The sequence below is a fragment of the Pseudomonas sp. Van50 genome (assembly GCF_055390755.1).
Map to the genome: position 1 here is coordinate 5753717 of NZ_AP024343.1, position 13822 is coordinate 5767538.

10 protein-coding genes and 3 pseudogenes are annotated in these 13822 nt (G+C 61.1%); 6 read left to right on the forward strand and 7 right to left on the reverse strand.

All coding sequences use genetic code 11. The features are described 5' to 3' along the window. Positions 1-7: 7 nt before the first annotated feature. Both ACZ5M5_RS24740 and ACZ5M5_RS24745 read right to left on the reverse strand, forming a co-directional pair. Positions 8-1335 (reverse strand): annotated as a pseudogene (locus ACZ5M5_RS24740) (CynX/NimT family MFS transporter). Beyond that, complete coding sequence (locus ACZ5M5_RS24745) at positions 1325-1984, reverse strand: FadR/GntR family transcriptional regulator (RefSeq protein ID WP_192262201.1); 660 nt, start codon at positions 1982-1984, stop codon at positions 1325-1327. The pseudogene ACZ5M5_RS24740 and the gene ACZ5M5_RS24745 overlap by 11 nt, the downstream one beginning before the upstream one ends. A gap of 239 nt (positions 1985-2223) precedes the next feature. Between ACZ5M5_RS24745 and ACZ5M5_RS24750 the strand changes: the two genes are divergently transcribed. Continuing rightward, complete coding sequence (locus tag ACZ5M5_RS24750) at positions 2224-2706, forward strand: type II toxin-antitoxin system MqsA family antitoxin (RefSeq protein WP_060740795.1); 483 nt, start codon at positions 2224-2226, stop codon at positions 2704-2706. 62 nt (positions 2707-2768) lie between these two features. On the opposite strand, the gene ACZ5M5_RS24755 is transcribed toward ACZ5M5_RS24750, so the two are convergent. From ACZ5M5_RS24755 to ACZ5M5_RS24770, 4 genes are all read right to left on the reverse strand, one after another. Then, on the reverse strand, positions 2769-3533 hold the full coding sequence (locus tag ACZ5M5_RS24755; protein WP_003205299.1) for an amino acid ABC transporter ATP-binding protein: 765 nt from the start codon (positions 3531-3533) through the stop codon (positions 2769-2771). Between the two features lie 11 nt (positions 3534-3544). Then, positions 3545-4642, reverse strand: a complete 1098-nt coding sequence (locus tag ACZ5M5_RS24760) for an amino acid ABC transporter permease (protein ID WP_060740794.1) — start codon at positions 4640-4642, stop codon at positions 3545-3547. 10 nt (positions 4643-4652) lie between these two features. Continuing rightward, on the reverse strand, positions 4653-5834 hold the full coding sequence (locus ACZ5M5_RS24765) for an amino acid ABC transporter permease (protein WP_060740793.1): 1182 nt from the start codon (positions 5832-5834) through the stop codon (positions 4653-4655). A 65-nt stretch (positions 5835-5899) separates the two neighbouring features. Continuing rightward, a complete protein-coding gene (locus ACZ5M5_RS24770; RefSeq protein WP_060740792.1) occupies positions 5900-6931 on the reverse strand; it encodes an amino acid ABC transporter substrate-binding protein in 1032 nt (343 codons plus the stop codon). A 472-nt stretch (positions 6932-7403) separates the two neighbouring features. Between ACZ5M5_RS24770 and ACZ5M5_RS24775 the strand changes: the two are divergent. From ACZ5M5_RS24775 to ACZ5M5_RS24795, 5 genes and pseudogenes are all read left to right on the forward strand, one after another. Next, a pseudogene (locus ACZ5M5_RS24775) lies at positions 7404-8059 on the forward strand (alpha/beta hydrolase). A 98-nt stretch (positions 8060-8157) separates the two neighbouring features. Next, positions 8158-9620 (forward strand): annotated as a pseudogene (gene rhlB / locus ACZ5M5_RS24780) (ATP-dependent RNA helicase RhlB). 123 nt (positions 9621-9743) lie between these two features. After that, positions 9744-10691 (forward strand): ornithine cyclodeaminase family protein, encoded by a 948-nt coding sequence (locus ACZ5M5_RS24785; RefSeq protein ID WP_464738115.1) that lies wholly within the window; start codon positions 9744-9746, stop codon positions 10689-10691. Positions 10692-10841: 150 nt separating this feature from the next. Continuing rightward, entirely contained in the window at positions 10842-11969 is a 1128-nt protein-coding gene (locus tag ACZ5M5_RS24790; protein WP_060740788.1) for an NAD(P)/FAD-dependent oxidoreductase, read from the forward strand. A gap of 88 nt (positions 11970-12057) precedes the next feature. Then, the gene (locus ACZ5M5_RS24795; RefSeq protein WP_060740787.1) at positions 12058-12684 is read left to right on the forward strand and encodes a helix-turn-helix transcriptional regulator; all 627 of its coding nucleotides are present in this window, start codon (positions 12058-12060) and stop codon (positions 12682-12684) included. A 126-nt stretch (positions 12685-12810) separates the two neighbouring features. Here the strand turns inward: ACZ5M5_RS24795 and ACZ5M5_RS24800 are convergent, their stop codons facing one another. After that, a complete protein-coding gene (locus ACZ5M5_RS24800) occupies positions 12811-13587 on the reverse strand; it encodes an ABC transporter substrate-binding protein (RefSeq protein ID WP_060740786.1) in 777 nt (258 codons plus the stop codon). Between the last annotated feature and the right edge of the window lie 235 nt (positions 13588-13822).

The window sequence follows — 13822 nt, forward strand, 5'->3', positions numbered from 1 at the left end:
AATGATATCAACGAAGGTCGGTGACTCTTTCGCTCTCGACCCCGACGTACAACGCCCGGCCTGCGCCGATGCCCGCGATGATCGCCCCCAGGCCAACCAGGCCGAAGATCCAGCCGAGGGCATTCCAGCCACCGGTCAAGTCGTGGACCACCCCCACCGCGAAGGGCCCCAGCGACGCCAGCGTATAGCCGAAGCCCTGGGCCATGCTGGACAGGTTGGCGGCCACATGGGCATCCCGCGAACGCAACACGATCAGCGTGAGCGCCAGGCTGAACGTCGCGCCCTGCCCCAAGCCCAGCAATATCGCCCAGCCCCACAAGCCATCGAGGGGGCGTAGAGGCAACCGAACAGCCCGCCCAGGGTCATGAGCATGACGATCACGATGGCCAGGCGCTGGTCCTTGCCGCGCGTTGCCAGCCAGGGCGCCGCGAGGGAGCTGATCAATTGCACGATGACCGAGCCGGACAGCACGAGCCCGGCCTGGGTCGGGGTCAGGCCACGTCCAATCAGGATCGAGGGCAGCCAGCCAAAGACGATATAGGCCAGGGACGATTGCAGCCCCATGTACAAGGTCACTTGCCAGGCCAGGGGATCACGCAGCAAGCCGCGGACCCGGTACGCCACCTGATGGGCGCCGTGTTTCTCGCCCACTTGCGGCAACCAGAACACCGCGGCCAACAGCGCCGGGACCACCCAGAATCCCAGGCCCAAGGCCCAGCTGTGGCCCAGGTGCTCGCTCAACGGCACTGTCGCCCCGGCCGCCATCGCCGCGCCCAGGCACAGCGCCATGGTGTAGACACCGGTCATGGCACCGGCCTGTTTGGCGAAGTCGCGCTTGACGATGCCCGGCAGCAGCACGCCGATCACGCCGATGCTCGCACCGGCCAGGATACTGCCGGCGAACAGCCCAACCTGACCGAACGCACTGCGCAGAACAATCCCCCCCGCCAGTGTCAGCAAGATCCCCAGCACCACGCGCTCGGCCCCGAAGCGCCGCGCCAGCACCGGCGCCAGCGGCGCGAACAGGCCCAGGCAAAGCACTGGCAACGTGGTCAGCAAACCGGCCTGGGCAGCCGACAGGCCAAGGCTTCTTGATACTTCGCTGAGCAGCGGCGCCATGCTCGACAACGCCGGACGCAGGTTCAGCGCCACCAGGATCAGCCCGAGCAGCAACAGCCAGGGCCGGCGCACCAGAGGATGGCGTTGCTGGGCCTGTTCATCGTCGGCCTCGGCATCGATCAACAGTTCTTCGAGTTCGGCGGCACGTTTGGACGCCGTCGAGGTGGCAGGGTCAAGCAGATCGCGGGACATGGAAAGCTCGGGTTCAAGGTTCATTGATCAACTGCCGGCACAGGGCCTTGGCCTGCTCCGGGTCTTGGCGTTCGACCGCTTCGAGAATGTCGACGTGCAGGTCGAACACATGCTGATGGCGAGGGACGATATTGAGGCTCTGGCGCAACTGCGCGCCGATCACACTGGAAAAGTAACGATAAAGCTCGCTGAGCGTTGGATTGTGCGCGGCATCCACCAGCAGGCGGTGGAACACCAGGTCGCAGGCGATGTAGTGCTCCAGGTCGCCGTGGTAATGCTCGCCACTGGCCTGGAGCGCCTTGCGCAAGGCCAGCAAGTCTTCTTCGGTGCGCCGCAGCGCGGCCAGGCCAATGGCCTCGACTTCGAGGATATGCCGGGTTTCCCGGGCCTGGTCCAGCGAACAGCGCGACAGCACCTTGAGGGTATCGAGCGGGTCCACCGTCGCCCGTACATAACTGCCGTCGCCCTGGCGGATCTCGATCAGCCCGGAAAACGCCAGCACGCGCATGGCTTCGCGCACGGTATTGCGGCTGATACCCAGCTCGGCCACCAACTCGGGCTCGGTGGGCAAACGCTGGCCCACGACCCACACGCCATCACTGATGCGCTGGCGCAGTTGGTCCAGGGCTTGATCGACCAAGGACCGCTTAATTAATGGAGAAATGTCTGACATGGAACCCACCCTTTCATCCAATCATAGGATGAATTTTCTGACATGTTAGTCAGCTTCGCGTAGGACGGCAACCGCCTAGGGTCAACGGGAGGTAAAGAAACGAGATTTTCGATTAGTCAAAATTACCCTTTAAGGGTAATTTTAAGGACAAGGCACGCCGTTCTATGGAAAAGAACACACCCCACTACGCCTTGGCGGCGATACAGGCAGATGTCAGGTGGCTTAAAGGGAAAGCTTTCATGAAACACCAGCAATGCTTCAGCTGTGGTGCCCCGGAAGGCATGTTGCATTTCGAAGGTCGCGGCGAAACCATGAGCGTCAAGGGACTGGAACGCCGGGTCGATGACTTGTCTGGCTGGGAATGTCAGATGTGCGGCGAAGTCGAGCTCGATTCAAGCTGCTCGGATCGCTACGACCACGCAGGTGATGAGCTGGTCAACGCGGCCAGGCGAATGATCGGCGAAGAGATCAAACGTGTCCGGCGCAAACTGCATCTATCGCAAAAGGAAGCGGTACTGCTGCTATCGGGCGGTGGACACAATGCGTTTTCCCGCTACGAGCGCGGCGAGGTAGTGCCACCCAAGGCGTTGATCTTGCTGATGCGCCTGCTTGATCGCTATCCGCATTTGCTTGCCGATGTCCATGCCTTCGCTGAAGACGCAGACTTGCGGCAATTCAAAACGACGGTGCACAAGGAACACGAGACCCTCACGGTTTCCTGAGCACCGATGCACAAAAATAAACCCGGAACACGTCCGGGTTTATTTCACTGCCTAAGACTGGATCAATGCAGAATCTGGCTCAGGAACAGCTTGGTGCGGTCGTTCTGCGGGTTGTCGAAGAAGTCGTTCGGCGCGGCCTGTTCGACGATTTCACCCTTGTCCATGAAGATCACGCGGTTGGCCACGGTGCGGGCGAAGCCCATTTCGTGGGTCACGCAGAGCATGGTCATGCCGTCTTCGGCCAGGCCGATCATGGTGTCCAGCACCTCTTTCACCATTTCCGGGTCGAGGGCCGAGGTCGGCTCGTCGAACAGCATGATTTTCGGTTTCATGCACAGGGCACGGGCGATAGCCACACGCTGTTGCTGACCGCCGGAGAGCTGGCCCGGATACTTGTTCGCCTGCTCTGGAATGCGCACGCGCTCCAGGTAATGCATGGCGATTTCCTCGGCCTTGCGCTTGGGCATCTTGCGTACCCACATCGGCGCCAGGGTGCAGTTCTGCAGGATGGTCAGGTGCGGGAACAGGTTGAAGTGCTGGAACACCATGCCGACTTCACGGCGGATCGCTTCGATCTGCTTGAGGTCGTTGGTCAGTTCCACGCCGTCGACCACAATGCGACCCTGCTGGTGCTCTTCCAGGCGGTTGAGGCAGCGGATGGTGGTGGACTTACCGGAGCCCGACGGGCCGCACAGCACGATACGCTCGCCCTGCTTGACGTTCAGGTTGATGTCTTTCAACACGTGGAACTGGCCGTACCACTTGTTGACGCCCTGCATCTGAATAATGCCTTCAGGGCTCACAGGCTGTTTGATCGCTTCACTCATAAACTACGCTCCTAACGCTTGTGGCCAGTGTCCAGCTTGCGTTCCAAATGCATGGAATAGCGGGACATACCAAAACAGAAAATCCAGAACACCAGGGCGGCGAACACATAGCCTTCAGTGGCCATGCCCAGCCATTTCGGGTCGGCGGCAGCTTGTTTCACGCTGTTGAGCAGGTCGAACAGGCCGATGATGATCACCAGGCTCGTGTCCTTGAACAACGCAATGAAGGTGTTGACGATACCCGGGATCACCAGCTTCAGGGCTTGCGGCAGAATCACCAGGCCCATGCTGCGCCAGTACCCCAGGCCCATCGCCGCGGCCGCTTCGTACTGGCCCTTGGGAATGGCTTGCAGGCCGCCGCGCACCACTTCGGCCACGTAGGCCGACTGGAACAGGATCACCCCGATCAGTGCTCGCAGCAGCTTGTCGAAGTTCATGCCTTCGGGCAGGAACAGCGGCAGCATCACCGACGACATGAACAGCACCGTGATCAACGGCACACCGCGCCAGAACTCGATGAAGGTCACGCAGACCACACGAATCGCCGGCATGTTCGAACGCCGGCCCAGGGCCAGGACGATGCCCAGCGGCAGTGCGCCGACGATACCGACGGTGGCGATCACCAACGTCAGCATCAGGCCGCCCCACTGGCTGGTCGCCACGGCATCCAGACCGAAAACGCCACCGTGCAGCAGGCACCAGGCAATGATCGGGTACAGTACCAGGAAGCTCAGGCCGTAGATCGCCTTGCGCGGGAAGCGCGAGATGAACAGCGGCGCCACGCCGAGCACTGCCGCCCACACGGTCAGGTCTACGCGCCAGCGCAGGTCCGCCGGGTAGTAGCCGTACATGAACTGGCCGAAGCGCTGCTGGATGAACACCCAGCAGGCGCCCTCCTTCGTGCAGTCGGCGCGAGTGGTACCGACCCAGTTGGCATCGAGGATCGCCCATTGCAGCAGCGGCGGTACGATCAGGTAGATCAGGTAGAACGCGAACAACGTCAGCAGCGTGTTGAGCCAGCTGGAGAACATGTTGGCGCGCATCCACGCCACCACGCCGATGCTACTGCTCGGCGGGGGCATGTCAGGTTTGAAAGTATGAGTCGTCATGCGCGTTTCCTCACCGCTCGATCAGCGCAATGCGCTTGTTGTACCAGTTCATCAGCAAGGAAATGCTGATACTGATCGCCAGGTACACACTCATGGTGATCGCGATCACCTCGATGGCCTGGCCGGTCTGGTTCAACACCGTGCCGGCAAACAACGACACCATTTCCGGGTAGCCGATACCGGCGGCCAGGGAGGAGTTTTTCGCCAGGTTCAGGTATTGGCTGGTCAACGGTGGAATGATCACGCGCAGGGCTTGCGGGATGATCACCTTGCGCAGGGTCGGACCGTTGCGCAGCCCCAGGGAGCGGGCCGCTTCGGTCTGGCCATGGCTCACCGACTTGATGCCCGAACGCACGATCTCGGCGATGAACGCCGCGGTATATACGGTCAAGGCGAGGGTCAAGGCCAGCAGCTCAGGAATCAGAACCCAACCACCGACGAAGTTGAAACCCTTGAGCTCCGGCATTTCCCAGTGCACCGGCGCACCAAAAAGCAGCGCGCTCAAGGCCGGGATCACCAGGAACAGCGCCAGGCCGACCCAGAATTTATGGAACGGTTCACCGGTCGCTTCGAAACGCTTGTTGGCCCAACGGGCCATCAGCACGATGGCGACAATCGCCAGCACGATGCTGATCACGAACGGCCAGAACCCTTCGGCCACCAGCGCGGCAGGCATGTTCAGGCCGCGGCTGCTGACAAAGAAGGTGTCGCCGAAGTTATGGGCGGCTCGCGGTCCCGGCATGCTCAGGAACACGGCAAAGTACCAGAACAGGATTTGCAGCAGTGGCGGGATGTTGCGGAAAACCTCCACATAGACGGTTGCCAGCTTGGCGATGATCCAGTTCTGCGACAACCGCGCCACGCCGACGATGAAGCCGAGGATGGTCGCCAGGATCACGCCGATGAACGTCACCAGCAGCGTGTTGAGCAACCCGATGACAAAGACGCGGGCATAGCTGTCCGCTTCGGTGTAGTCGATCAGGTGTTGGGCAATGCCGAAGCCGGCACTGCGTTCCAGGAAGCCGAAACCGGAAGTGATGCCCCGGTGCGCGAGGTTGGTCTGCGTGTTATCGAACAGAAACCAGCCCAGCGAAATAACCGCCACGATGGTGACGATCTGAAATACCCACGCACGCACTCGTGGATCGCTGAGGCTAAGCCTCTGCTTAGGTGCGCCGATTGAATTTTGCATGAAGTGCCCCGCAAAGAATGGAACAGAACATCACCCGGTGGTTGGCCCACCGGGTGATAGAACCATCAGCGCACTGGTGGTGCGTATTGAATGCCGCCAGCGTTCCACAGAGCGTTCAGGCCGCGGTCGATTTCCAGCGGAGTGCTCTTGCCGAGGTTGCGCTCGAACATTTCACCGTAGTTGCCGACTTGCTTGACGATCTGCACGACCCAGTCTTTCGGCAGTTTCAGATCCTTGCCGTATTCACCGTCAGCGCCGAGCATACGAGCCACGTCCGGGTTCTTGGTGGATTTGGCTTCGGCCTCGACGTTCTTCGAGGTCACGCCAGCTTCTTCAGCGTTGAGCAGTGCGTAGCCAGTCCAGCGCACGATGGCCAGCCACTCGTCGTCACCGTTACGCACGACCGGACCCAGGGGCTCCTTGGAAATGGTTTCCGGCAGAACCACGTAGTCCTTCGGCGAAGCCAGCTTGCTGCGCTGGGCGAACAGTTGGGACTTGTCGGAGGTCAGCACGTCGCAACGACCGGATTCCAGCGACTTGGCGCTTTCATCGGAGGTGTCGAAGGTGATCGGGGTGTACTTCAGGCCGTTGGCGCGGAAGTAGTCGGAAACGTTCAGCTCGGTGGTGGTACCGGCCTGGATGCAGATGGTTGCACCGTCCAGTTCCTTGGCGCTCTTGACGCCCAGCTTGTTGTTGGCCAGGAAGCCGATGCCATCGTAGTAGGTGATGAAGCCTGGGAATTTCAGGCCCATGCCCGCGTCACGGGAACTGGTCATGGTGGAGTTGCGCGAGAGCATGTCGATTTCGCCGGACTGCAGCGCGGTGAAGCGCTCCTTGGCGTTCAACTGGCTGAACTTGACCTTGGTCGCATCGCCGAATACCGCAGCGGCAACGGCACGGCAGAAGTCAGCGTCGATACCGACGATCTTGCCGGTCGAATCAGGCACCGAGAAACCCGGCAAGCCATCACTCACACCACATTGCACAAAACCTTTCTTCTGCACGGCATCCAGGGTTGCACCCGCCTGAGCGAACCCGCTGACACCGAGTACTGCTGCTGCAGTCACGACTGCCAGGGTGGATTTCAGTAACTTCATTCAAACCTCCAGTTTTGCTCTTGTTGTGTCGGAGCTCGAGTCCTGTCGCACCCTTTTGAGGCATTGCCGACCCTTGTTGGCTTTTTTTAGGGTCAACCGACGTCTGGACCTTCGCTATGAGTCTAATAATGAGGATGTCCGTAAACAGTGGTCATGCCCATCTCTCACCAATCGGCCGAACGGGCTGTAGCCCTTCACGTTCGCGAAGCCCGTAGCGGCTGCTGGCGAACATTCATCACCGGATTTCTGATATCCCATGCGGCGCGTCTAACTGATAGTGTTACCGCGCAGCGTAAGAATCATCACTCAGCAACCCCATAGCAAAGCCCGTACCAGACCGCTGCGCTTGGGCCATGTAAAACACGTCAAGACAAAAACTTTCAACTTTGCGACATCTAATTAACTGAGGCACCGGGAGCGCACTGTAATCACGCACTGATTGGGCGCACCCGCACAGATTTGGAGCACAACCATGACCGACCCCTTGATTCTCGAGCCCAGCGGCACTGTTGACGCGTGCGTTATCTGGCTCCACGGCCTGGGCGCCGATCGTTATGATTTCCTGCCAGTGGCCGAAATGCTGCAGCAAAAACTGCTCACCACACGTTTCGTTCTACCCCAGGCGCCAACCCAGCCAGTAACGATCAACGGCGGCTATGAGATGCCCAGTTGGTACGACATCCGCGCCTTGAGCCCGGCGCGGGCCATTGATGAACAGCAACTCGAAGCCTCGGCGCAACGGGTCATCGACCTGATCGAAACCCAGCGAGCCAGCGGAATAGACGCCTCGCGGATTTTCCTCGCCGGTTTTTCCCAAGGGGCGCGGTGGTCTATCACACCGCCTTCGTGAAATGGCAGGGGCCACTGGGCGGCGTGATCGCACTGTCTACTTATGCACCGACGTTCAGCGATGAACTGCAATTGTCGGCCAGCCAGCAACGCATTCCGGTCCTGGCCCTGCACGGTCAATACGACGAAGTGGTACTCAACCCCATGGGCCGGACCGCAAAAGAGTATTTGAAGCAGCATGGTGTCACCGTGACATGGCAGGAATACCCAATGGGCCACGAAGTGTTACCCGAGGAGATTCATGACATCGGCACCTGGCTGGCCGAACGGTTGCGCTAAGAGGCCAATCGCCACGCCGGTCCTTTGACGATCCCACTACGCCGCGCCCGTTTCTTGCATTACACTGGCCGGCGTACATTCCTTAACCAATCGATGAGATGACCGTGCTCAAAGCACTCAAGAAGATGTTCGGTAAAAGCGAGGCCGAGCAACTCGCGCCTGGCTCCACTGCGCCGACCCACGGCCCGAGCCGTACCGATGCGCAACAACCGCGCCGGACGGCCCCCGTTGCACAGGCGAAAAAAGAACCCGTCGCCCAGCCAGTCAAGTCCCCCGAGCCCGAGACACCCCGCAACGAAGCCCCCGGCCGCGTCGCGAACGCGCACCCAAACCGCCGGTCGTCGCCTGGAAACTCGAGGACTTCGCCGTAGAACCCCAGGAAGGCAAGACGCGCTTCCACGACTTCAAGCTCGCCCCGGAACTGATGCACGCCATCCAGGACCTGGGTTTCCCATACTGCACGCCGATCCAGGCGCAAGTGCTGGGTTACACCCTCGCCGGCAAGGACGCCATCGGTCGCGCCCAGACCGGCACCGGCAAGACCGCCGCGTTCCTGATTTCCATCATCACCCAGCTGCTCCAGACCCCGCCGCCCAAAGAACGCTACATGGGCGAACCACGGGCGCTGATCATCGCCCCGACCCGTGAGTTGGTGGTGCAGATCGCCAAGGACGCCGCCGACCTGACCAAATACACCGGCCTGAACGTCATGACGTTCGTGGGCGGCATGGATTTCGACAAGCAGCTCAAGCACCTCGAAGCCCGCCATTGCGACATCCTGGTCGCCACGCCGGGCCGTCTGCTGGACTTTAACCAGCGCGGCGACGTGCACCTGGACATGGTCGAAGTGATGGTGCTGGACGAAGCCGACCGCATGCTCGACATGGGCTTCATCCCGCAAGTGCGCCAGATCATTCGCCAGACCCCACCCAAAAGCGAACGCCAGACCCTGCTGTTCTCCGCCACCTTCACCGAGGACGTGATGAACCTGGCGAAGCAGTGGACCACCGACCCGGCCATCGTCGAGATCGAAGCCGAGAACGTCGCCAGCGAAAACGTCGAACAACATATCTACGCAGTCGCCGGTGCCGACAAGTACAAGCTGCTCTACAACCTGGTCAACGACAACGGTTGGGAGCGCGTGATGGTGTTCGCCAACCGCAAGGACGAAGTGCGGCGCATTGAAGAACGCCTGGTGCGCGATGGCGTCAACGCGGCCCAGCTCTCGGGCGACGTACCCCAGCACAAGCGCATCAAGACCCTCGAAGGTTTCCGCGAAGGCAAGATCCGCGTGCTGGTTGCCACCGACGTGGCCGGCCGCGGCATCCACATCGACGGCATCAGCCACGTGATCAACTTCACCCTGCCGGAAGTACCGGACGACTACGTGCACCGTATCGGCCGTACCGGGCGTGCCGGGGCCGCCGGGGTTTCGATCAGCTTCGCCGGTGAAGACGACTCCTACCAGTTGCCGTCGATCGAGGCGTTGCTGGGGCGCAAGATCAGTTGTGAAATGCCACCGACCCACCTGTTGCGACCGGTCGAGCGCAAGCGCCCTTAACCGTCTCCACAGAGCAAAAAGCGCAGCCAGAACGAGCTGCGCTTTTTTTTGCCCCGGGATATTGCTCGATTAAACTAAAAGTCCATAATGGACAAATTAGTTTACACGGTACCCGGAGCCTCCATGCCCAGCACGCCCTCTGTGATGACCCAAGCCCAAGTCCGTGAACTGCTCGGGCAAATCGACGTGCCGCACATCCTGCGCCAGCTGTTTCGTGATCTGGCGGCCGGGCAAGCGGTGCAGCCGCCTCAGCAACTGGTGGTGTTTCCCCACGGCGCCGGGGATTTCATCAACTACCTGGGCGTGCTGGCTGAAGACCAGGTCTATGGGGTCAAGACCTCGCCCTACATCGTGCGCGAGCAAGGCCCATTGGTCACCGCCTGGACCTTGCTGATGTCAATGCAGACCGGCCAGCCGCTGCTGCTGTGCGACGCCGCCGAACTGACCACCGCCCGTACCGCCGCCACCACCGCCGTCGCCGTCGATGCCCTTGCCCCGCACAACGCCAGGCGCCTGACGGTCATCGGCAGCGGCGCGGTGGCCCAGGCGCACGTGCACTACGTCAAGAACCTGCGGGACTGGCAAGGCATCCGCCTCTACTCGCCAGGCCTGAAGAGCAAGTCGGCACAGGAACGTGCCTCGCTCACCGGCCTGGACCCGCGCCTGCAAATCGTCGACACCCTCGAAGCCGCGCTGCACGACGCCGATGTGGTGATGCTCTGCACTTCGTCCGCCAAAGCTGTGCTCGACCCGCAGACCTTGGACAAACCGGCGCTGATCACTTCCATCAGCACCAACGCCCCACGCGCCCACGAAATACCGCCCCAACGCCTCAACGACATGGACGTGTTCTGCGACTATCGTCAGACCACCCCGGGCTCGGCCGGTGAAATGCTGATCGCCGGCGAACAACACGGCTGGGAGGCGTCGCGCATCGTCGGCGACTTGCCTGAATTGCTCAGCGAACACGTGGCGCGTCCCGACTACCAACGCCACGTGTTCTTCCGCTCCATCGGCCTGGGGCTGGAGGATGTTGCGCTGGCGAATGCGTTGTACCGACTTCGCAACTGACACACCCCAGTTTCCCTTGTGGGAGCGAGCTTGCTCGCGATAGCGGTGGGTCAGTCACCACCCATGTCGACTGTCAGGCCGCCATCGCGAGCAAGCTCGCTCCCACCGTTTTTTCCAGAGTCCCGGCACTGTGTTCCACAGGAGCATTTCATGACCTCAGCAGACTTCATCATCATCGGCGGCGGCATTGCCGGTGCTTCCACCGGTTACTGGCTGGCACCCCACGGCCGGGTGATTGTGCTTGAACGCGAATCCCATCCGGCCTATCACTCCACCGGACGTTCGGCGGCGCTGTACACCGCCGCCTACGGCACCCCGCAGGTGCGGGCGCTGACCCAGGCCAGCCGGGATTTTTTCGACGCCCCGCCGGCCGGTTTCTGCGAGCACCCGTTGCTGAGTCCACGGGGCGAAATGACCGTGGATTTCACCGGCGATCCGGCCGAGCTGAACAACCAGTACCTGAGCGCCAAGGCCACGGTGCCGCAGATGCAACTGCTCAGCGCCGAAGAAGCCTGTGTGCGGCTGCCGATCCTGCGACGGGACAAGGTCCACGGGGCGATCTATGACCCGACGGCCTGCGACATCGACACCGACGCCCTGCACCAGGGCTACTTGCGCGGTATTCGCCGCAATGGCGGTGAAGTGCACACCGACAGTGAAGTGCTGGGCCTGAGCCGCGACGACCAGGGACTTTGGCAGGTGAAGACCGCCAGCCAACGCTTCACCGCCCCCATCGTGATCAATGCCGCCGGCGCCTGGGCCGATCAGGTGGCCGTCCTGGCTGGCGCCCGGAAGCTGGGGTTGCAACCCAAGCGGCGTGCGGCATTCATCTTCGCCGGCCCCGAAGGCGTGGATATCCATGATTGGCCGATGCTGGTGAGCCTGGACGAATCCTTCTACATGAAGCCCGACGCCGGCATGTTCCTCGGCTCGCCGGCCAACGCCGACCCGGTGGAGCCTCACGACGTTCAGCCGGAAGAGCTGGACATCGCCATGGGCATCTACCAGATCGAAGAAGCCACCACCCTGACCATCCGCCGCCCGACCCGCACCTGGGCCGGATTGCGCAGTTTCGTCCACGACGGTGATCTGCTGTCCGGTTTCGATCCACAGGTGCCCGGACTGTTCTGGGTCGCGGCCCAGGGCGGCTACGGCATCCAGACGTCACCGGCCATGGGCCAGGCCAGCGCCGCGCTGGTACGTGGCGAACCGCTGCCCGAAGCCCTGGCCCGTTTCGGCCTGAGCAGCGCCATGCTCTCCCCCAAGCGCTTGGGGTGAGCCAACCGGGGTGACGCATCGCCACGATTGCGGCACACTCCCCCGCGCCCCTGTTCCACGGGGCGCTGACGCTGCCTGGAGCCCTGTCATGACCGCTTCGCCATCCGATCCGGCGCTGGAAAACTTCCGCACCATCGCCGACGCCATCGCCACGCTGTTCTACCCCCACGCCGAAGTGGTGCTGCACGACCTGCGCAGCCAGAAAGTCGATTACATCGCCAATAATCTGTCCAAGCGCGAGATTGGCGATGACTCGTCCCTGGAAGACATGCTCAGTGAAGACGTCAGCGAACGTAACATCGGGCCGTACGAGAAACTGAACTGGGACGGACAGAAGATTCGCAGCCTCAGCAGCGTCCTGCGCGACGCCCACGGTCATCCGCTGGCGGTGCTGTGCATCAACCTGAATATTTCGCTGTTCGAGAATGCCAAGGCCGCGTTGGATTTGTTCCTCTCGCCGGGCAAGTTGATTCCCCAGCCGGACTCACTGTTTCGCGATGACTGGCAGGAGCGGATCAACACCTTCCTCCACGCCTGGATGCGCGAGCGTCAGCTGAGCCTGAACCTGTTGACCCGCGATCACAAACGCGAGCTGGTGCTGGCGCTGCATGCCGAAGGCGCGTTCAAGGGCAAGAGCGCGTCCAACTATGTGGCCAATGTGCTGAACATGGGCCGGGCGACGGTGTACAAGCATTTGAAGGAGTTGAAGGGCTGAAATCTGCTTTGCCAGGTCTGACGCCTTCGCGAGCAAGCCCGCTCCCACATTCGATCTCATTGCACACAGATATCGTGTACGACACCAATCCCCTGTGGGAGCGAGCTTGCTCGCGATAGCGATTAATCAGTCACCATAGATATCCGACTTGAAATACTTGGCCTGGATCTCCTGGTACTTCCCATTGGCCCGAATCCCATCGATGGCCTTGTTCAAGTCCGCCACCAGTTGGGTATTGCCTTTGCGCACCGCGATACCGGCGCCCTCACCGACGTATTTCGGGTCCTTGAGTTCGGGACCGACAAACGCGTAGCCCTTGCCCCGGGGCATCGACAGGAAGTCTTCCAGCGGGATGGTGTCGGCGAAAATCGCGTCCAGGCGACCGGACGCCAGGTCCATGTAGATTTCTTCGTTGTTGCTGTAGCGCTTGACCGTCACACCCTTGGGTTCGAGCACTTCAGTGGCGTAGCGGTCAGTGGTGGTGGCCCGTTGCACGCCCACGGTCTTGCCCTTGAGGCTGGCATACTGGTCATCGACCACTGCCCCTTCCTTCATGACCAGGCGCGATGAGGTGAAGTAGTACTTGTGGGTGAAATCCACCGACTTCTTGCGCTCTTCGGTGATGGTCATGGACGACAACGCCAGGTCGATCTTCTTCACCTTGAGCGATGGAATCAGCCCGTCGAACTCACCCTCGATCCATTGGCACTTGACCTGCATCTGCGCGCACAGGGCATTGCCGATGTCGTAGTCGAACCCCTCGATTTTCCCTTCCGAGGTCTTGGAAGCAAACGGCGGATAAGCTGCCTCGATGCCGATGCGCAAGGTTTTCTCAGCGGCGAACAGGCTACTGGAGGCCAACAGGCTCAAGGCCAGGCCGGTGATGAGGGGGAGTTTGCTCATGATCAATCTCTCGCAGGTTGTTGTTGGTTTGGCAGAGAAAGGTGAACGCAGTTTTTTTGTACTTATAAATCCATACTGGACTTTAATGTACATATCGTCAATCGGTAGGCAGGGGGATGTGATGGGTGGCTGATGGCCTCATCGCGAGCAAGCTCGCTCCCACAGGGGATCCTTGATGCATAAAGATCCAGTGTGGGAGCGAGCTTGCTCGCGATGACGGACTCATGGCTTGCGA

Bases quoted from the DNA above. Each gene is read 5' to 3' on its own strand.
- ACZ5M5_RS24745 (WP_192262201.1), bottom strand. From the start codon at position 1,984: ATGTCAGACATTTCTCCATTAATTAAGCGGTCCTTGGTCGATCAAGCC.
- ACZ5M5_RS24750 (WP_060740795.1), top strand. From the start codon at position 2,224: ATGAAACACCAGCAATGCTTCAGCTGTGGTGCCCCGGAAGGCATGTTG.
- ACZ5M5_RS24755 (WP_003205299.1), bottom strand. From the start codon at position 3,533: ATGAGTGAAGCGATCAAACAGCCTGTGAGCCCTGAAGGCATTATTCAG.
- ACZ5M5_RS24760 (WP_060740794.1), bottom strand. From the start codon at position 4,642: ATGACGACTCATACTTTCAAACCTGACATGCCCCCGCCGAGCAGTAGC.
- ACZ5M5_RS24765 (WP_060740793.1), bottom strand. From the start codon at position 5,834: ATGCAAAATTCAATCGGCGCACCTAAGCAGAGGCTTAGCCTCAGCGAT.
- ACZ5M5_RS24770 (WP_060740792.1), bottom strand. From the start codon at position 6,931: ATGAAGTTACTGAAATCCACCCTGGCAGTCGTGACTGCAGCAGCAGTA.
- ACZ5M5_RS24785 (WP_464738115.1), top strand. From the start codon at position 9,744: ATGCCCAGCACGCCCTCTGTGATGACCCAAGCCCAAGTCCGTGAACTG.
- ACZ5M5_RS24790 (WP_060740788.1), top strand. From the start codon at position 10,842: ATGACCTCAGCAGACTTCATCATCATCGGCGGCGGCATTGCCGGTGCT.
- ACZ5M5_RS24795 (WP_060740787.1), top strand. From the start codon at position 12,058: ATGACCGCTTCGCCATCCGATCCGGCGCTGGAAAACTTCCGCACCATC.
- ACZ5M5_RS24800 (WP_060740786.1), bottom strand. From the start codon at position 13,587: ATGAGCAAACTCCCCCTCATCACCGGCCTGGCCTTGAGCCTGTTGGCC.